The organism is Burkholderia sp. AcTa6-5 (assembly GCF_017815075.1).
In the GTDB taxonomy this organism is placed as follows: domain Bacteria; phylum Pseudomonadota; class Gammaproteobacteria; order Burkholderiales; family Burkholderiaceae; genus Burkholderia; species Burkholderia sola.
The window spans coordinates 81,771-101,380 of record NZ_JAGIQE010000015.1; the positions used below are offsets into that span (position 1 = coordinate 81,771).

At 65.3% G+C, this 19,610-nt stretch carries 18 protein-coding genes and 1 pseudogene; 11 read left to right on the forward strand and 8 right to left on the reverse strand.

What is annotated here, in order from left to right; all coding sequences use genetic code 11:
* Positions 1-2 precede the first annotated feature (2 nt).
* The 11 genes and pseudogenes from J8I33_RS20675 to J8I33_RS20725 all read left to right on the forward strand — a co-directional run bounded on the left by J8I33_RS20675 (position 3) and on the right by J8I33_RS20725 (position 13,512).
* A pseudogene (locus J8I33_RS20675) lies at positions 3-2,317 on the forward strand (hypothetical protein).
* Positions 2,314-3,795, forward strand: a complete 1,482-nt coding sequence (locus J8I33_RS20680) for a virulence factor (RefSeq protein WP_245172263.1) — start codon at positions 2,314-2,316, stop codon at positions 3,793-3,795. Before J8I33_RS20675 ends, J8I33_RS20680 begins: the two are co-directional and overlap by 4 nt.
* 60 nt (positions 3,796-3,855) lie before the next feature.
* Positions 3,856-4,113, forward strand: a complete 258-nt coding sequence (locus J8I33_RS20685; RefSeq protein ID WP_209939024.1) for a PAAR domain-containing protein — start codon at positions 3,856-3,858, stop codon at positions 4,111-4,113.
* Between the two features lie 134 nt (positions 4,114-4,247).
* Entirely contained in the window at positions 4,248-5,195 is a 948-nt protein-coding gene (panE, locus tag J8I33_RS20690) for a 2-dehydropantoate 2-reductase (RefSeq protein ID WP_209938996.1), read from the forward strand.
* Between the two features lie 237 nt (positions 5,196-5,432).
* Positions 5,433-6,392 (forward strand): AraC family transcriptional regulator, encoded by a 960-nt coding sequence (locus tag J8I33_RS20695; protein ID WP_209924809.1) that lies wholly within the window; start codon positions 5,433-5,435, stop codon positions 6,390-6,392.
* Between the two features lie 128 nt (positions 6,393-6,520).
* Positions 6,521-7,462, forward strand: coding sequence for a substrate-binding domain-containing protein (locus J8I33_RS20700; RefSeq protein ID WP_006485848.1), 942 nt, complete (start codon positions 6,521-6,523; stop codon positions 7,460-7,462).
* Positions 7,463-7,524: 62 nt separating this feature from the next.
* Entirely contained in the window at positions 7,525-9,045 is a 1,521-nt protein-coding gene (locus J8I33_RS20705; protein WP_089489766.1) for a sugar ABC transporter ATP-binding protein, read from the forward strand.
* Positions 9,032-10,045: an ABC transporter permease gene (locus tag J8I33_RS20710; protein ID WP_034175227.1), complete on the forward strand. Its 1,014-nt coding sequence runs from the start codon at positions 9,032-9,034 to the stop codon at positions 10,043-10,045. The genes J8I33_RS20705 and J8I33_RS20710 overlap by 14 nt, the downstream gene beginning before the upstream one ends.
* Positions 10,046-10,091: 46 nt before the next feature.
* Entirely contained in the window at positions 10,092-11,180 is a 1,089-nt protein-coding gene (locus tag J8I33_RS20715; protein WP_209938997.1) for an alcohol dehydrogenase catalytic domain-containing protein, read from the forward strand.
* Between the two features lie 29 nt (positions 11,181-11,209).
* Positions 11,210-12,757 (forward strand): FGGY-family carbohydrate kinase, encoded by a 1,548-nt coding sequence (locus tag J8I33_RS20720; protein WP_209938998.1) that lies wholly within the window; start codon positions 11,210-11,212, stop codon positions 12,755-12,757.
* Complete coding sequence (locus tag J8I33_RS20725) at positions 12,754-13,512, forward strand: SDR family oxidoreductase (protein WP_209924813.1); 759 nt, start codon at positions 12,754-12,756, stop codon at positions 13,510-13,512. The genes J8I33_RS20720 and J8I33_RS20725 overlap by 4 nt, the downstream gene beginning before the upstream one ends.
* A 50-nt stretch (positions 13,513-13,562) precedes the next feature.
* Here J8I33_RS20725 and J8I33_RS20730 read toward each other — a convergent pair whose 3' ends face one another.
* The 8 genes from J8I33_RS20730 to J8I33_RS20765 form a co-directional block, all read right to left on the reverse strand.
* Positions 13,563-13,703, reverse strand: a complete 141-nt coding sequence (locus J8I33_RS20730) for a hypothetical protein (RefSeq protein ID WP_012339712.1) — start codon at positions 13,701-13,703, stop codon at positions 13,563-13,565.
* A gap of 172 nt (positions 13,704-13,875) precedes the next feature.
* Complete coding sequence (locus J8I33_RS20735) at positions 13,876-14,460, reverse strand: nucleotidyltransferase family protein (RefSeq protein WP_124679392.1); 585 nt, start codon at positions 14,458-14,460, stop codon at positions 13,876-13,878.
* Positions 14,461-14,562: 102 nt separating this feature from the next.
* A complete protein-coding gene (locus J8I33_RS34545; RefSeq protein WP_175976379.1) occupies positions 14,563-14,805 on the reverse strand; it encodes a M15 family metallopeptidase in 243 nt (80 codons plus the stop codon).
* A 108-nt stretch (positions 14,806-14,913) separates the two neighbouring features.
* Positions 14,914-15,309, reverse strand: coding sequence for a type II toxin-antitoxin system VapC family toxin (locus tag J8I33_RS20745; protein ID WP_089489765.1), 396 nt, complete (start codon positions 15,307-15,309; stop codon positions 14,914-14,916).
* Entirely contained in the window at positions 15,306-15,545 is a 240-nt protein-coding gene (locus tag J8I33_RS20750) for a type II toxin-antitoxin system Phd/YefM family antitoxin (protein WP_021158157.1), read from the reverse strand. The genes J8I33_RS20745 and J8I33_RS20750 overlap by 4 nt, the downstream gene beginning before the upstream one ends.
* An 85-nt stretch (positions 15,546-15,630) precedes the next feature.
* A complete protein-coding gene (locus J8I33_RS20755; protein WP_209924814.1) occupies positions 15,631-16,314 on the reverse strand; it encodes a Fe2+-dependent dioxygenase in 684 nt (227 codons plus the stop codon).
* Complete coding sequence (locus tag J8I33_RS20760) at positions 16,311-17,066, reverse strand: tetratricopeptide repeat protein (RefSeq protein ID WP_124555986.1); 756 nt, start codon at positions 17,064-17,066, stop codon at positions 16,311-16,313. Before J8I33_RS20760 ends, J8I33_RS20755 begins: the two co-directional genes overlap by 4 nt.
* A 3-nt stretch (positions 17,067-17,069) precedes the next feature.
* Positions 17,070-19,313 carry a TonB-dependent siderophore receptor gene (locus J8I33_RS20765; RefSeq protein ID WP_209924816.1) on the reverse strand — a complete coding sequence of 748 codons (2,244 nt, stop codon included), beginning with the start codon at positions 19,311-19,313 and terminating at the stop codon, positions 17,070-17,072.
* Positions 19,314-19,610: the final 297 nt, after the last annotated feature.

Sequence of the window (19,610 nt, forward strand, 5' to 3'; positions counted from 1 at the left end):
TGATGACCAATTCTTTTCTCGATCCTCGACCGGTCGCCGACGCGCGCACCGACGAACCGACCACAAAATCCGATGCGGCGGGCGCAACTGCATCGCGCGGAGAACCGCCGCCTATTGTGGTGGGTCGTGCCGAAGGGCCGACCTTGTTCGACAAGGACAAGCGGCTTATCTGCATCAAGCAAATGCCGCTGCCCGGCATCGTCATCTTCGTGCATGGCGTGAATTCGGAAGGAGAATGGTTCGAAGCGGCGGAGGAAGGACTGTGCAAGGGCCTCAATCGTCGGCTCGGCCGTCTTGTGATCAATTGAAGTACACCGGCATCGATGCCGGTCAATTGACGCCTGCGAAGTACACCGAAAGCTTGACGCCGGACGGGTTTCTGAATCCAAAGTTGCTTGCGGACAACTACATCAAGCCCGATCCGTCGTTCTCGAACGTGATTCACTTCCGGTGGGGTTATCGGGCGACCGCCGAAGAATTGAAGGAATACGGAGACAAGATTTTCCTGAACGAACAGGACTATTGGGGCGGCGGTCCGTTCACGAATGGATGCTCGAGTCTTCCCGATCTTTGGCATGGCGGACTTGATGATCGTGCATTCGGTTGGACAAGCGTGCAGGCCATCAACCCGACCAATCGGCCCCTGTATCGCGCGCCGCCCCGCGCGTATGGCGCCCTTGCCGCCTTGCGCCTTGCCAAGCTGATCGAGTCGATCCGCCGCATGCAGGCCACCGTACCGATTACCGTCGTATGTCACAGTCAAGGCAACATTGTGGGCCTCACGGCGGCGTTCTTCGGCGATGCACTGCCCGACGTTGAAGACCCGTGGGGACGCAAGGGGCGATGCGTGGCGGATGCCTACGTGTTGGCAAACGCACCATACAGCTTTGCGAAGGGGGAAGGCCCGTATAAATCTTCCACGGGAATGGATACGTGGTCGCAACGTGAGACGAAAGACCCGCACGGGAATCGCGGACGGCAGACCTACGCAGCGCGCACGCAGACGTTTGGCAAGTTTCTGTCGATCATCGGCACGCGCAAAGCCTACGAACTTCCTGCCGACAAGATCGATGAAGACATGGGGAACAGTCGGGTATCGCCGACGAGCAACAAGTCGTATGCAGCACAGGAAGACCGTGTGCGTCACGGTCTGAATGAATCGACATATGGCCGCGTCACGGCGTACTGTTGTCCGCATGATCAGGTGATTTCGGCGGTGACGGTTCAAGGGATTGGCTGGCGCGGTATCAGCAAGCTTGAAATCAACGATATCGGTGTTCCCGGCGTACTGACGCAGCGTGTCTTCGCATCGGGTTTCGATGTCGGCGTGCAGAAAGACTATCGATATTGGGAAGACGACTGGCGGCATGTACAGAAAGGGACGACTCCGGGATTCTGGTATCCGCCATCGCCGCCGGCAAAATTCGGTCTGGTTGGTGCGCTCAAAGGAAACGAGTCGGTCTGGGGGATGATGGGGACATTAATTACCGCCCCCCTCATGTACGCGGGAACTGCTGCGACTGCTGCACTGAAGATGTTCCGCGTGAATGAAGACCCGCCGAAGGGCTGGACCGTAACTGCGGATGCCCCCGCGCTGGATCAACCGTTCCCGCCGAAGGCGAAGCGATTCGGCAAGCCGATCGCGCCGACAGAAGATGGACCAGCCAAAAGCGACTTCAACGAAGGCAACGATCCGCCGTCCGCATGGCGCGACGCGAGCAAGGCCGATGCGGACAAGCGGGCCGACGATCCCTACGACCTTTACAAGTCGAAGAACAAGGACGGTGACGCCCAAGGTACGGCTGAGAGTGAAACCGGACAACGCTATGAGGATCGCGCGCTGATGCGTTTGGAAGCACGACGTACGATGAACTCCGATTGGGTTGATAAGGACGGTCACGTGATCGGTGAGGATGGGAAAAGCGACGTGCCCGAAGGCTATACGGATTGGCGCAACAAGCAGATCACGGACGGGATGGACCGTGGCCAGACCAATAACCCGACAAACCACTCAACAACGATGACCAATGCGGATCATGCCGAATATGCGCTTGCGTATGATGTGGCGGTTGGCCTGTGCTATCTGACGGAAAAGCAAATCAAGGCGCTGCGCATTGAAGCAGATTGGCGGATGGGGGATGGTATTCCGGAAGGCAATCCAAACAGAAAATATGCCAAGTATTTTAGATCTGGCATTCTCGATGACCTCCCGATGCATAAATGGGTCCACAAAAAGAACGGTGAAGGCAACATGCCCGGCAAGATTGCCGACGAGCGCGAAGGTCAGGCTCATTTGAAGGTCGGAGGCGTAGTATGAAGGCGCTGATCGCTACATGGCCTCGACGTGTCGCTGTCGCTGCTTTGGTATGGATGGTCGCGGCCCTACTCATGGCGACGCTGATGGCGCACGTGGAGCAACCGGACCCGGGACACTTGGAAATAGGAGATTGGATGAAACGATTCGTAATCGCGCCTGGCTTGCTGACGCTTGTGGTGTTTTTGTTCACCACGGCCATGATGCGGCCTGCACAGGCCGCCCCCGCCCAGACACCCACCGGCAAGGCAGCGCCAGTAGCGGAAGAACCGGCGAAGCCATTTGTCGCGCAGGTCGTCGGACTGATTTGGTTGAATCCGCTCGAACGCAAGGACTATCCGACCGAATGGCAATTGTTGTGGACGCAAGGACTCGCCGCACCGAACAAGAACGATGACATGGTTCGTACCGATCCGAAATCGTTCTCGACGCTCAAATCAATCGGGGCATTGGTGTACGGTAACGAAGGTGAAGAAACATTCAAGGGCTTCTATCATAAATACATGGAAGCCTTTTTGGATTTGCTGCGTAACCGCTACGCGATGAATCCGTCGTACTTCTATACAGTGCAGCCCGACAATCCAAAGAGTTGGCGTGAACTTGCTGGAATTCGTGTTGAATTGGCAATTCCCAAGCGGCTCGACATCACCGAGTCTAGAGAATTCTTGACCAAGGAGATCAGGGAAACTTTCTTGATCGGAAACCCGAATTTCCCGAAAGTATGGAGCCGCGACACGCCCCCTGATGTGCAGATCACACAAGGCGGTGCAAACGCCGGTTTCACGTCGCTGAACAAGGCGTTGAACTACTTGCAGACGAACCCCGACAAGAGCGTGTGGGTCATGAATTGGGATGCGCCGAGTTTCCCACCCACGGACGCGCAGATTAACGAGAATCTTGTTGTACTGTTCCTCGCCGGCCCGACCTTCAACACGGAGCGTGAACCGCTCGCATGGATCGGCAAGGCGGCGACGGGCGACACGAAGGACTTTTCGCCGAAGGTTGGCACAACACGCACTGTGCAGGCGTGGAAGGCGACTATAGACCACGCGGCACGCAATGCCGGCGTCGCGGTTACTGACCTGAAATACATCGTTCACGATGCAGGTAAAGGCAGTGACGCGGCTTCGAACCGCCTTGTCGGCCTGTCGCAAACGCTCACCGAAATCCTGCCGGAATACGACCACAAGAAGCAGACGTTCAACACGGCGGCCCTGCTTGGCGACATGGGAACCGGTAGTGCGTTGACCGACGTTGCGCTCGCGATCGGCCGAATCAATCACTTCGGCGGTAACGCACTGGTTGCCGGCACAACCGATGCCGAGCATCCGGTTGCGGTTGTCATCCTGCCGCCGTCAAAGTTGACGACGATCGATCCAAACAAGGATTGGTTCCGCGCGCGTGGCGGAAACAATGCTTACCTGCCGTGGTGGGGTCGCCGACACGATACCGATTACGGTCAGCAGGGATATTCGTGGTGATGTAGTCGGCGCGGCGCGCAGATGATGCGCGTCGCGCCGGATCATTCGGAGACTGAAGGTATGCGGGGAATTGTCCGGGTAGACGACGCCCATACCCATGGCGGCCGGGTCGAAACCGGAGCCGGTACGAGCAAGGTAATGGGCCGCGCGGTCGCTCGCATCGGCGACACGTGTTCATGTCCGATTCACGGTGCTTGCGTAATCGTCGAAGGTGACCCGGAATTCAAGGTCGAAGGCCAAGCCGCCGCGTTCGACGGCCACAAGACCTCATGCGGTGCCGAATTGATTTCATCCCTTCCGACTTCCGGACGTGTTTGAATGCGGAAGACTCATGCATGACCGCCGAGCAGTTCCGCGGATCAAGCCGTTGAACCAGTGAGCGTTGCATGAGATATGCGTCCGGCGCCCTGGGCAGCGGCGCGGACGCCGAACGAAACCGAAAGGAGGCAACGATGCGGATTCTGGTGGTAGGGGCCGGCGCGGTCGGCGGATACTTCGGCGGCCGGCTGGCCGCGGCGGGGCGCGACGTGACGTTCCTGGTGCGCGACGGCCGCGCGGCCGCGCTCGCGCGCGACGGGCTGCTGATTCGCAGCCCGCGCGGCGACCTGACGCTCGCGAACGTGCAGACCATCCGCGCGGGCGACGCGGGCGCCGGCGTCGCGCCGTTCGATCTCGTGCTGCTGAGCTGCAAGGCGTACAGCCTCGACGACGCGATTGCATCGTTCGCGCCGTTCGTCGGCCCGCAGACGCTGATCCTGCCGATGCTCAACGGAATGCGCCACCTCGACGTGCTGCGCGAGCGCTTCGGCGCCGCGCAGGTGCTCGGCGGGTTGTGCGTGATCGCGGCGACGCTCGATCGCGAGCAGCGCATCGTGCACCTGAACGACACGCACGGCGTGTCGTTCGGCGAGCTGGCCGGCGGCGAATCGCCGCGCGTGCGCGCGGTGGCCGACGTGCTCGGCGGCGCGGGCTTCGACGCGACGCTCAGCGACGACATCACCGCGCGGATGTGGGACAAGTGGGTGTTTCTCGCGACGCTCGCCGCGAGCACGTCGCTGTTTCGCGGGTCGATCGGCGACATTCTCGCCGCGCCGGACGGCCGCCGCCTGCTCGAAACGATGCGCGCCGAATGCAGCGCGATCGCCGAATACAACGGCCACCGGCCCGACCCGGCGGCCAGCGAGCGGATGCAGCGGATGGTGCTGACGCCGTCACCGCTGACCGCGTCGATGCTGCGCGACGTCGAGAACCATGCGCGCGTCGAAGCCGATCACGTGATCGGCGACCTGCTCGCGCGACGCGACCCGCAGGCGGCCGATACGCTGTCGCTGCTGCGGATCGCGTACAACCACCTGAAGGCGTACGAGGTGCGCACGGCGCGCGAGCACGCGGCGGCGTAAGCCGGCGAGGGCGGCCGCCGCGCCGTTCCGCGCTGCAACAAATTTGCCGTCCGACGCCATTCCCGCGCGCGGGCGGCAAAAAAGTATCGAAAATCAGGCGTAAAGTTGGTGGAGCCGCGCGCTCGATCGACCTACATTGCTTCCCATGCGACCGGTCGCATCGCCGCGCGAGACACGCGGCGCTGCACGCCCAGCCGAACAGGCCGGCCAGCAATATATGGGAATGGAGACGCCAACATGATGCACCCCGATCTCGAAGTGGTCGAAGTGCGACGCGACGAGTCGTTCAAGGTCTGGTCGCACGGCTATCCGTATCGCACGATCCGCTGGCATTTCCATCCCGAATTCGAGCTGCACCTGATCGTCGCGACGCACGGCAAGTATTTCGTCGGCGATCACATCGGCTCGTTCGGCCCGGGCCATCTCGTGCTGCTCGGCCCGAACCTGCCGCACAACTGGGTCAGCGACATGGCCGAAGGCGAAACCGTCGAGCGCCGCAATCTCGTGATCCAGTTCGATCCGTCGTTCGTGCGTCGCTGCCTGGACGCATTCCCCGAATGCCGCGACGCGCAGGCGCTGCTCGACGACGCGCGGCGCGGAGTCGGCTTCGACACCGCGACGAGCGCCGCGATCGCGCCGTTGTTCGACGAACTGCTGACCGCGCGCGGCATGCGCCGCATCGCGCTGTTCATGACGATCCTCGAGCGGCTGTGCGGCGCGGCCGAACGCACGCTGCTCGCGAGCCCCGCGTACGACCAGGCCGATGTCACGCCGACGCGGCTCAGCCATGCGCTGTCGTATATCGGCAAGAACCTCGCATCCGAGCTGCGCGAGTCCGATCTCGCACAACTGACCGGGCAGAGCGTCAGCGCGTTCTCGCGCGCGTTCCATCGCCATACGGGCATGCCGTTCGTCCAGTACGTGAATCGTCTGCGGATTGAATCCGCGTGCCAGATGCTGCTCGCCGACGACGCAAGCATCACCGACATCTGTTTCCAGGCCGGCTTCAATAACGTGTCGAACTTCAACCGCCAGTTCCGCGCGGTGAAGGGAATGGCGCCGTCCGAATTCCGCGCGCTGCAGCGCCTGAACGTGCGCAGCCGCGAGCTGGCGCTGCACGCGGCGCCGACCGGTAACCCGCTGCCGCCGCGCGTGCTGACGCCCGGTGCGCCCGAACTCATGCCGCAGCCCGGATGATCGCCGGGCCGCCGCCCGCCCGAGTTTTACCCGCCGTTTCACCGTTTCACCCAGCCGATCGCGTCGCTCACGTCGCGAGGGGCGCATTCACCCACGAAAAAGCCGCACACAATTCTGGAGACACCGTCATGACGCACGCATCGCCCGCTTCATCCCCCCGTCGCGCCGCCCGCCTGGCGGCCGTTGCCGCGCTCGCCGTCGCGGCGCTGTTGCCCGCCGCCGCGCACGCCGCGCCGCTGCGGATCGGCATGACGTTCCAGGAACTGAACAACCCGTACTTCGTGACGATGCAAAAGGCGCTGAACGACGCGGCCGCGTCGATCGGCGCGCAGGTCGTCGTCACCGATGCGCATCACGACGTCAGCAAGCAGGTGAGCGACGTCGAGGACATGCTGCAGAAGAAGATCGACATCCTGCTCGTGAACCCGACCGATTCGACCGGCATCCAGTCGGCGATCACGCAGGCGAAGAAGGCCGGCGCGGTGGTCGTGGCCGTCGACGCGAACGCGAACGGCCCGGTCGATTCGTTCGTCGGCTCGAAGAATTACGACGCGGGCGTGATGTCGTGCGAATACCTCGCGAAGGCGATCGGCGGCAGCGGCGAGGTCGCGATCCTCGACGGCATTCCGGTCGTGCCGATTCTCGAACGCGTGCGCGGCTGCAAGGCCGGACTCGCGAAATTCCCGAACGTGAAGCTCGTCGATACGCAGAACGGCAAGCAGGAGCGCGCGACCGCGCTGTCGGTCACCGAGAACATGATCTCCGCGCATCCGAACCTGAAGGGCCTCTTCAGCGTGAACGACGGCGGCTCGATGGGCGCGCTCGCCGCGATCGAGGGGTCCGGCAAGGACATCAAGCTGACGAGCGTCGACGGCGCGCCCGAGGCGATCGCCGCGATCCAGAAGCCGAACTCGAAGTTCATCGAGACGACCGCGCAGTTCCCGGCCGACCAGGTGCGCATCGCGCTCGGTATCGCGATCGCGCGCAAGTGGGGCGCGACGGTGCCGAAGGCGATTCCCGTCGACGTGAAGGTCGTCGATCGCGGCAACGCGAAGGGTTTCAGCTGGTGAACGACGTGCGACGCGACGCGAAGGGCGGCGGCGCGGCCGACGCCCTTCGCACGGAGAAGCCGATGGACACGATACTCAGGCTCAGCCACATCACGAAAAGCTTTCCCGGCGTGAAGGCGCTGTCCGACATTCATCTGGAGATCGCGCGCGGCGAGATCCATGCGCTGCTCGGCGAGAACGGCGCGGGCAAGTCGACGCTGATGAAGATCCTGTGCGGCATCCACCAGCCGGATGCCGGCACGATCGAGATCGACGGCGCCGCGCGCCATTTCGCGGACTATCACGACGCGGTCGCGGCCGGCGTCGGCATCGTGTTCCAGGAGTTCAGCCTGATTCCGCACCTCGATGCCGTCGACAACCTGTTCCTCGGCCGCGAGCTGCGCAACCGCTGGGGCGCGCGCGACCGCAAGCGGATGCGCGCCGCGGCGGCGAGCATCTTCGCGCGGCTCGGCGTGGCGATCGATCTCGATGCGCCGATCCGCACGCTGTCGGTCGCGCAGCAGCAGTTCGTCGAGATCGGCAAGGCGCTGTCGCTCGACGCGCGCATCCTGATCCTCGACGAACCGACCGCGACGCTCACGCCGGCCGAGGCCGAGCACCTGTTCGCGATCATGCGCGAGCTGAAGCGGCAGGGCGTCGCGATGATCTTCATCTCGCATCACCTCGACGAGATCTTCGCGGTGTGCGACCGGATCACGGTGCTGCGCGACGGCCAGTACGTCGCGACGACCGAGGTCGCGCACACCGACGTCGAGCAACTGGTGCGCATGATGGTCGGCCGCCGGATCGAGAGCAGCTTTCCGCCGAAGCCGGTCTTGCCGGCCGACGCGCCGGCCGTGCTCGAAGTCGATGCGCTGCAGATCGAGCGCGACGGCCCGGTGAACCGCTTTGCGTTGCGTGAAGGCGAGATCCTGGGTTTCGCGGGCCTGGTCGGCTCGGGCCGCACGGAAACCGCGCTCGCGGTGATCGGCGCGACGCGTGCGCATCGCAAGGCACTGCGCGTGCGCGGCGCGGCGGCGAAGCTCGCCGATCCGGCCGACGCACTGCGTGCGGGCATCGGCATCCTGCCGGAAAGCCGCAAGACGGAAGGGCTCGTCACGTCGTTCTCGATTCGCGACAACATCTCGCTGAACAACCTCGGCAAGTACCGGTCGATGCGCTGGCTGATCGACCGGCGCGGCGAGGCGCGCACCACGCACGACGTGATGCGGCGCGTCGGCGTGAAGGCGCCGTCGATCCACACCGAGGTCGCGACGCTGTCCGGCGGCAACCAGCAGAAGGTCGTGATCGCGCGCTGGCTGAACCATCACACGTCGGTGCTGATCTTCGACGAGCCGACGCGCGGCATCGACGTCGGCGCGAAAGCCGAAATCTACGGGCTGATGCGCGAACTCACCGCGCGCGGCTACGCCATCATCATGATCTCGTCCGAATTGCCGGAAATCGTCGGCATGTGCGATCGCGTCGCCGTGTTCCGGCAGGGCCGCATCGAAGCGACGCTCGCCGGCGACGAGATCGATCCCGACACGGTCATGACCTATGCCACGACCGGCACGCGAGGAGCGACCCATGAACCTGCCTGATTCTTCTTCCACGCGTTCGACGACGCTCGCGGCCACCGCCGGAAACGGCGATGCGCCGCCGCCCCGCGCGATGTGGGCGCAGCTACGCCGCTCGACGCTGTTCTATCCGCTCGTCGGCCTGATCGTCGTATGCATCGCGATGATGATCGCGAGCCCGAGCTTCCTGTCGGCCGCGAACCTCGAGAACGTGCTGCGCCAGGTGTCGATCAACGCGATCATCGCGGTCGGCATGACCTGCGTGATCCTGACGGGCGGGATCGACCTGTCGGTCGGCTCGGTGATGGCGCTGTCGGGCACGCTCGCGGCCGGGCTGATGGTCGCGGGCGTCAACGCGGTCGCCGCGCTCGCGATCGGCATCGCGGTCGGGCTCGGCTTCGGCTTCCTGAACGGCGTGTTCGTCGCGTTCGCGGGGATGCCGCCGATCATCGTCACGCTTGCGACGATGGGCATCGCGCGCGGCCTCGCGCTGATCTATACGGGCGGCTATCCGATCGACGGGCTGCCCGACTGGGTCGCGTTCTTCGGCAGCGGCAAGGTGCTCGGCATCCAGGCGCCGGTGCTGATCATGCTGGTGGTCTATGCGATCGCATGGCTGCTGCTCGACCGGATGCCGTTCGGCCGCTACGTGTACGCGATCGGCGGCAACGAGCAGGCGACGCGGCTCACCGGCGTGCGGGTCGCACGCGTGAAGCTGATCGTCTACACGCTGGCCGGGCTCACGTCGGCGCTCGCCGCGATCGTGCTGACCGGGCGCTTGATGAGCGGGCAGCCGAACGCGGGCGTGGGCTTCGAGCTCGACGCGATCGCGGCCGTCGTGATGGGCGGCACGTCGATCTCCGGCGGGCGCGGCGCGATCCTCGGCACGCTGGTCGGCGCGCTGCTGCTCGGCGTGCTCAACAACGGGCTGAACATGATCGGCGTGAACCCGTACGTGCAGAACGTGATCAAGGGCGGAATCATTCTGCTCGCGATCTACATCAGCCGCGAGCGATCGCGGTAACGCTTGATTCATCCGCCATCCGAATCATTCAGGAAAGAGACAACTCATGACGACACCCGAAGCCCAGCCGCGCATGACCGCGGTCGTCTGCCACGGCCCCGAGGACTATCGCGTCGAACAGGTCGCGATGCCGCGCGCCGGTACGAACGAGCTCGTGATCCGCATCGCCGCGTGCGGGATTTGCGCGAGCGACTGCAAGTGCTACACCGGCGCCAAGATGTTCTGGGGCGGACCGAGCCCGTGGGTGAAGGCGCCGGTGATTCCCGGCCATGAATTCTTCGGCTATGTCGAGGCGCTCGGCGACGGCGCGGCCGAGCATTTCGGCGTCGCGTTGGGCGACCGCGTGATCGCCGAGCAGATCGTGCCGTGCGGCAAGTGCCGCTATTGCAAGTCGGGCCAGTACTGGATGTGCGAGGTGCACAACATCTTCGGCTTCCAGCGCGAGGTCGCCGACGGCGGGATGGCCGAGTACATGCGCATTCCGCCGACCGCGATCGTCCACAAGATTCCGCTTGGCGTATCGCTCGAGGATGCGGCGATCATCGAGCCGCTGTCGTGCGCGATTCATACGGTGAACCGCGGCGACGTCCAGCTCGACGACGTCGTCGTGATCGCCGGCGCGGGCCCACTCGGGCTGATGATGACGCAGGTCGCGCACCTGAAGACGCCGAAGAAGCTCGTCGTGATCGACCTGATCGACGAACGGCTCGAACTCGCGCGCCAGTACGGCGCCGACGTGACGATCAACCCGCAGCGCGACGACGCGCGCGAGATCGTCCGCGCGCTGACCGACGGCTACGGCTGCGACGTGTACATCGAGACGACCGGCGCGCCGGTCGGCGTGAACCAGGGGCTCGACCTGATCCGCAAGCTCGGCCGCTTCGTCGAATTCAGCGTGTTCGGCGAGGACGCGACCGTCGACTGGTCGATCATCGGGGACCGCAAGGAACTCGACGTACGCGGCGCGCACCTCGGGCCCTACTGCTATCCGGTCGCGATCGACCTGCTCGCGCGCGGGCTCGTCACATCGAAGGGCGTCGTCACGCACGGTTTCGCGCTCGAGGACTGGGACGACGCGATCCGCGTCGCGAAATCGCCCGAATCGATCAAGGTGCTGCTGAAGCCGGCCCGCTGACGGCCGGCGTGCGCCTCACCGGAGACATCATGGAATACGTGATAGGCGTCGACATCGGCACGCAGAGCACCAAGGCGCTGCTGGTCGACCGGCACGGCACGATCGTCGCGCGGCGCTCGGCCGGCTACCAGCCCGATACGCCGCGCCCGCTGTGGGCCGAGCAGTGGCCGCAGGTGTGGTTCGACGCGGTGCGCGACTGCATCGCCGGCTGCGTGAGCGATGCGCGCGCGCAGGGCGTGCCGGCCGATGCGATCCGGGCGGTGTGCGTGAGCAGCCTGTACGGCGGCTCGGGCATCCCGGTCGACATCGACATGCGGCCGCTGCATCCGTGCCTGATCTGGATGGACCGGCGCGCGACCGCGGAAGTCGACTGGGTCAACGCACACGTGAACGTCGAGCGGCTGCGCGTGATCACCGGCAACGGCGTCGACAGTTACTACGGCTTCACCAAGATGCTGTGGCTGCGCGACCGGCGGCCGGACGTGTGGGCGAACGTGCGCTATTTCCTGCCGCCGAACGCGTACGTGATCTACCTGCTGACCGGCGAAGTCGCGGTCGATCACAGTTCGGCCGGCAATATCGGCGGCGTGTACGACGTCGCGCGCCGCGAGTGGTCCGACGATGCGCTCGACATGCTCGGCATTCCGGCGACGATGATGCCGGAACGGCTGGTCGATTCGACGGACGTCGTCGGCGGGTTGCTGTCGCAATGGACCGCGCCACTCGGGCTGCCGGCCGGCACGCCCGTCGTCGCGGGCGGCGTCGATGCGGCGGTCGCGACCTTCGCGGCCGGCGCGACGCGTACCGGGCAGCACGTCGCGATGATCGGCACCAGCATGTGCTGGGGCTACGTGAACCGGCACGTCGATGCGCGGCACGGCCTCGTCAGCATGCCACACGTGTTCGACGGGCAGCGCGACCTGTACGTGTTCGGCGGCGCGATTACGGCTGGCGCGTCGGTCGCGTGGTTTCGCGACCAGTTCTGTCACGCGGAAATCGATGCGGCGCGGCTGCTGCCGCACGGCGATCCGCACGTGCTGCTCGAGGAGGCGGCCGAGCGCGTGCCGGCCGGCGCGGACGGCGTGCTGTTCCTGCCGTATCTGATGGGCGAGCGCAGCCCGGTGTGGGATGCGAAGGCGAGCGGCGCGTTCGTCGGGCTGAGTCTTGCGCACACGCGTGTGCATCTTTATCGTGCGGTGCTCGAAGGCGTCGCGTTCGCGTTGCGTCACAACATCGAGGCCGGCCGCCGTGGCGCGGTGGCGCTGGACGATCGACTGATCGTCGTCGGCGGGGCCGCGCATTCGGCGCTGTGGATGCAGATCATCGCGGACGTGACGGGTTTTCCGGTGTGGACGATCGAGCAGGACGTCGAAGCCGCGATGGGCGCCGCGTTGCTGGCGGGTGTGGGTGTGGGGCTGGTGTCGCGCGATGACGCGCAGGGCGGCTGGGTCACGCTCGTCGAGCGCGCGCGGCCCGATGCCGAGCGCGCGAAAACGTATGACGCGCGTTTTGCGCTCTACACGGCGCTGTATCCGGCGCTCAAGCCGATCATGCACAAGCTGGGCACGTCATCATGAACACACGATTCGATTTCAGCGGGTCAACGGTGCTCGTCACGGGCGCATCGAGCGGCATCGGCCGCGCGTGCGCGATCGCGCTGGCGCACGCAGGCGCGCGCGTCGTCGCTGCAGCGCGAGACATGGCCGCGCTCGACGCGCTCGCCGGCGAGATTGCGTGCGATACGTTGCGCATGGATGTCGGCGGCGACCAACACGCGATCGATGCCGCGCTCGATGCGTACGATGCATTCGACGGCCTCGTCAATTGCGCGGGAATCGCGTCGCTCGAACCGGCGCTCGATGTCGACGCCGCGCATTTCGATCGCGTGATGGCCGTCAACGCGCGCGGCGCGGCGCTCGTCGCGCGGGCGGTGGCGCGCAAGATGATCGAGCGCGACGGACGCGGCGCGGCGAACGCACGGGGCAGCATCGTCAACGTGTCGAGTCAGGCGGCGCTCGTCGGCCTGCCCGCGCATCTGAGCTATTGCGCGTCGAAGGCGGCGATGGACGCGGTCACGCGCGTGCTGTGCATCGAACTCGGGCCGTACGGCATTCGTGTGAACAGCGTGAACCCGACCGTCACGCTCACGCCGATGGCGCAGTTCGCGTGGAGCGAACCGGAGAAGCGCGCGCCGATGCTGGCCGCGATTCCGCTCGGCCGGTTCGCGCAGCCGAACGAAGTCGTCGAGCCGATCCTGTTTTTGCTGAGCGACGCGGCGTCGATGATCAGCGGTGTGTCGTTGCCGATCGACGGCGGGTATACCGCACGCTAGACCGCGTCACGGCAGTCGCGGGTCGAGTGCGCGGCGCGGCCGGCGCGCGGCTAGACCGGATCCTTGCTCGGCGGACCGTCCGGCTGCTGCGGGTTGTCGTGATGGCCGGGCGGCGACGAGAACGGATCGTCTTCCGGATCGCGGTTCGGGTCGGCCGGTGGTTCGGGCGTCGGGGTCGTGTGGTCGCTCATGGAGAACTCGTGCAGTGCGTGACGGTGGTGGCGCGGCGGACGTGCCTCGTCTTCGTTATAGCCAATCGGTCGCGCGTTTGCAGCGGGATTCTTGCGATGGCTTGTCGATCGTCGGAGAAATCCGCCTATTGGCAGGGTTCGTGCGGGAACGTGCGGGCCCGCGCAATCAATGTCAGCGCAAATCCGCCGGTGTATCGATGTCGCGCAGGATGCCGGGATCGTCGACGTCGAGCAGGGCCACCGGCGCGCTGGCGAACAGTGCGCGAGCGCCCGCGTCGCCGTCGAGAGTGGCGAGCGCCTCGAAGTGGTGCGCGGCGAAACCGACCGGATGGCCGCGCACGCCGCGATGCGCGGGTGCGACGATCGACGCGCCGTCGGCGTCGAGCGCGCGTGTGACCGTTTCGTAAGTGGAAGCCGCGATCCACGGCATGTCGCCGAGCGCGACGAGCCAGCCGCTCGCATCGGGCGCGGTGCGGACGCCGGCCGCGAGGCTCGCGCCCATGCCGCGCAACGCGTCGGGGGCATAGACGACCTGACAGCCGGCTTCGTTCAGCAGGATCGCGAGCTTTTCGGCGCCGGGGCGCACCACGGCGATCACGTCGGCGGTGGCCGCCGCGAGACGGCGGGCGGCGGCGACCGCCACCGGTGTGCCGTCGGGAAGCCGGGCGAGCAGCTTGCTGTGCAGGCCGCTCGGGTCGAAGCGTTGACCAAGGCCGCCGGCGAGCAGGACGCCGGTCGCGAGTGACGCATAGGACATCGGCGCGCGGAGAGTGAGACAGGTGTTGCGATTGTGCGGGAGCACACGGGGATCGGCAAGTGAGGATGTTACCGAGTCACCTGTGTCGGATCGGGAAAACCGTCATCGCGATGCTTCGTCGAGCATGCTTTCGTCGACAGGACCGTAAATTGCGTGCGATTCGTTCTGCATGACGGCCCAATAGCGATCGCCGAACGACCAGTGCCACCATTCGGACGGGTAATTCGTGAAGCCGGCGCGGGACAGCGCGTCGATCAGGATCTTGCGGTTCGCTGCGGCCGGGCGGCTGATGAACGGGTTGTGCGTGTAGCACGAGCAAGTGGCGCGACGACGGTTGCGGGCCACGAGCCGATATTGAATGAAGCGGTCGTGGTCGTTTTGGTCAGACGAATCGCCGATATGCCAGAGTCTGGCGGAAGAGGCGCCGCCGTTCGACCCACGGGCGCGCGACGCTTACCAGAGCGTCTTGACGTGCGCGTACGCGCGGATTTTTTCGTCGCGGGTGACGAGCGGCGCGCCGAGCCGCCGCGCGGTCGCGACGATCATGCGATCGGCCGGATCCTTGTGGAACGTGCCGGGCAGGTCGGTGGATTTCGCGGCGATGTCGGCATCGACCGGCACGAACCGCATGCCGTCGATTTGCGCGACGGTGGCGAGCCACGCGTCGACATCCATTGTCAGGGCGAGGCGGTCGTTGCGCACCAGCATCGCGATTTCCCACGCGGAGATGGCCGATGCGACGAGCGTGCCTTCGCCCCGTGCGCGATCGATCGCGCTTCGCGCTTTCTTGCTGAGCGCAGGGTCGCCCGCCACCCACCACACCAATGCATGCGTATCCAGCACGATCACCGCGACGCCTCCCAATCATCTTCCGCAATCGGATCGAGAGGATTGTCGTAGCGCATGACCGAACCGCGCAATATGTCCAACGGCTGAGCTTCGCGCGAGCGATACGGGCGGATCTCGAGCGTCGGTTTGCCGTGGTCGGTGACGATCAGGCTTTCGCCCGACGCCTCGACGAGCCGGAAGTATTCGAGTGCGCGAGCCTTGAATTCGGATTTCGATACGGGAGCGTGCGGCATCATGATTTGAGCATGGTCATATGACGATGGTCATTTTAGACCCGCGTTTCGACGCCGCGCAAGCGCGGTGGAGCGTGCCCGGCCCACGCTATGCATCCGCCCACTTCCTCAACAGGTTGTGATAAATCCCCGTCAGCGAAATGACCACCGGGTCCTTCGCGCCTTTTTCCGCGGAAAGCGCCTGAATTTGCGTATCGAGCTGAAACAGCAGCGTGCGATCGCCATCGTCGCGCACCATGCTCTGAATCCAGAAGAACGATGCCACACGTTCACCGCGCGTCACCGGCGTCACATGATGCAAGCTCGACGCCGGATACAGCACGAGGTCGCCTGCCGGCAGCTTCGCGCGATGCACGCCGTACGTGTCCTCGACGCATAGTTCGCCGCCGTCGTATGCGTGGGGTTCCTCGAGGAACAGCGTCGCGGACAGGTCGCTGCGCACGCGGAAATCCGTGCCGCGCAGCAGCCGGATCGCGTTGTCGACGTGCGTGCCGAACGTCTCGCCGCCTGCATAGCGATTGAACAGCGGGGGAAACACCTTCAGCGGCAGCGCCGCCGAAAAGAACAGCGGATGGTGGGCGAGCGCATCCTGGATTGCGTCGCCGACGGTACGCGCGACCGGCGAACCTTCCGGCAATTGCCGATTGCGTTTCGCGAGCGCCGACTGCGCGCCGGACGTCGCATTCCCATCGACCCATTCGGCGGCATCGAGCAGGTCGCGGCATTGCGCGACTTGCGCTTGGGTCAGTACGCCGGGGATATGAAGCATCATGATGCGGTTTCCATTGCGTGCGGCGCCAGCTGCATGGCCGCCGAACGAAAAGCGTCGAGCGGCGACGACACGAGATACGCACGCATCTTCGCGATGAACGCGGGTGTCGCGGTGGCCGGCACGCGCGCGAGCCAGGCGAGCGCTTCGTCGACGCGCCCGCGTTCGGCGAGCAGCCGCGCATAGTTGAACTGGCCACGAAAATCGCCGGCGTCGGCCGCACGGCGATAGTGGTCGAACGCGGCGTCGATATCGACCGATACGACCCAGCCGTCCTCGTAGAAGCCGCCGATCAGGTTGATCGATTTCGCGTGACCGAGCGCGGCCGCGCGGCGGAACCAGTCGAGCGCGTCGGCGCGGTTCTCGTCGACGCCGTTGCCGAGGGCAAGTGCGGTTGCGTAGTTGTACATGCCCCAGTCGAGGCCTGCCTGCGCGGCGAGCCGATACCAGTACACGGCGACCGGCGCGCACGCGGCCGTGCCCCAGCCGAACTCGTAGCAGCGCCCGAGCATGTTCATCGCCATCGGGTGGCCGGCCCGCGCCGCGTGCCGGAACCAGTTGAACGCGGCCGCCGGATCGCGCGCGACGCCGTGCCCGTCGAGCAGGTATTGTCCGTACACGGCCTGCGCGTCGACGATACCGTGGTCGGCCGCGGCCGCGACCCACGCGGCGGCGCGCTCGGGCGGCCCGGCCAGGATGTCGGCGAACTCGCGCGGCGATACCGACGCGAGCGCCTTCAGCGATACGGCCTCCATCGATCAGTAGCGCGCGTTCAGCGTGACGAACGCCGAGCGGCCCGGCGCGATCGACGCATAGTGCGCCGGATACGCCTGATCGAAGTACGTGCGGTTGAACAGGTTGTTCACGTTCAGTTGCAGGTCGAGCTTCTTGTTGATCCGGTACTGCGCCATCGCGTCGAAGCGCCAGTACGACGGCACCGCGCGCAGGTTCGCGGGATCGCCGAACACTTCCGACATGTAGAACGCGCCGCCGCCGACCGTGAACTTCGGCGTGACGTCGTAGTTCGACCACATCGTGAGGCTGTGCTTCGGCGTGTTCGGGAAGCGGTTGCCGTTGTTCGCGGCGTCCTTGCCGTTGTCGCGCAACGCGCTCTTCATGTACGTGTAGCCGCCGAACACCTGCCATTGCTTCGTGATCTGGCCGGCGAGGCCGAGCTCGAGGCCCTGCACGCGCTTGTTGCCGACCATCGCGTACTGGTTGTTCGGCAGCGTCACGCGCGCGTTCGTCGTATCGATCTGGAACAGCGCGGCCGTCAGCGACAGCTGGTCGTTCAGCACGTTCCATTTCGTGCCGAGTTCGATGCTGCGGTTCTTCTCGGGCGCCATCTGGTCGGCGTTCGGGCCGACGCCGCCGCGGCCCGGCGTCAGCGACTGCGTTTCGCTGCCTTCGCCGAGCAGCATGCCGGCCGGCGTCGACGACGTCGCATACGACGCGTAGATGCTGCCGTTCCGTGCGGGCTTGAACACGAGGCCGGCCTGCCAGTTGAAGAGGGTATCGTCGCGCGTGTAGGTCTTGCCGCCGTTGGCCTTGGTGTCGGTGAAGCGGGTCGAATAGTCGTCGACGCGCACGCCGGCGTTCACCTGCCAGCGCGGCGTGAGCTCGATCGTGTCGAAGCCGTAGATCGACTTCGTCGTGGTGCGCGCATGCGCATAGTCGTTGTTGCGCGTGATCGAACCGGCCCACGGATCGTTCGGGTTCGGCGACCACAGGCTCGTGCAGTTGTAGCCCGACGGCGCACCGATGCCTTTCTGGCAGATCGTGCCCTTGTCGGTTGCCACCGTGTACGAATCGCGCTTGCCCCATTCGCGGGACAGCTCGATGCCGGTCGTGAAGCTGTGCTTGAACGGGCCCGTGCGGAATTCGCCGAACAGCTCGGTCAGGTTCGCGAGGCTGTTGATCGAGCTGTCGCGGTTGTTGTTGCGGCGCCAGACCTTGCCGTTCACCACGTTGCCCTGGCTGTCGTCCGGCTGCGTCCAGATGTAGTCCTGCGTCGATTCCGTGTAGCGCGTGGTGTTGCGCACCGTCAGGTTCGGCGTGATGTCGTGCTCGATCTTGATCGTGCTGATGTCCGACGTGGTCTTGCGGAAGTCGCGGTCGATCAGGCCGTAGAAGTTGTGGCGATCGACGGGCGCCGGATAGATCGTGCCGACGTTCGCGGGCTTGTTCGACGTCGTGTAGAAGTACGGGATCCCGCCGTCGGGCATGTCGTCGGTCGACAGGTGGTAGTAGCTCGCGGTCACGCGCGTCGGCGTGCCGAGGCCGAACGCGATCGACGGCGCGACGCCCCAGCGCTCGTTGTTGACGGCGTCGCGGCCGGCGACGTCGTTGTTGTGACTCATCAGGTTCAGGCGGAACGCGGCGTGATCGGCGAACTGCCAGTTGCCGTCGGCGGTGAAGCGGCGATAGCGGTCGGTGCCCAGGCCCGCGCTCGCGGCGGCCGTCGTGCCGAGATGCGGGGCCTTCGTGATCAGGTTGATGCTGCCGCCGGCACCGCCGCGGCCGCCGTACGCGCCGTCGGAGCCTTTCGTGATCTCGACGCGCTCGGTGTTGAAGATCTCGCGCGTGGTGGCGCCCGTGTCGCGCATGCCGTCGACGAACATGCTGCCCTGCGTGTCGTAGCCGCGGATGAACGGACGGTCGCCGAGCGGGTTGCCGCCTTCGCCGGCGCCGAACGTGATGCCGGGCACCGTGCGCAGCGCTTCGGTCAGCGTCGCCGCGCCGCTGCTCTGGATCAGTTCCTGCGGGATCACGGTGACGGATTTCGGCGTGTCGACGAGCGGCGCGGTGAATTTCGCGGAAGCGGAAAAGTCGGCCTTGAAGCTGTGCTCGGTCTTGCCCTGGATCTCGATCGGTGCGAGGTGGCCCTCGGTGCTGACGGGCGCCGCGGGCGGCGTGCCGTCGGCGAACGCGGGGCTCGCGGCGAGCACGCTGCACAGGGTGGTGAATTTACCGAGCTTCAGCTCGTCGGGACGGGACTTCATGGTGCGCTTCGACCTCGCGGTGTGGCCCCGGGGCGGTGCGTTGCGAAAACGTGCATGCCGCCGGGAATTATTACGATTTGTTTTCAGGCGGCATTCTATGTAATTTCTTGTTGAATGAGAAGCGTTCTTGTTCGCGTTTGTGCGGGGATTGTTGACGAATGTTGCAGAGGGCTTGTGGGGGATTGCGGGGCGGGAGGATGGCCGAACGGCCGAATGGGAGAGGCGCGGCGGGCGGCTTACAGTGGCCGAATCTTCTTTCGGCTCAAATGACTGCAAGGTGTTAGTATGACTGCATTG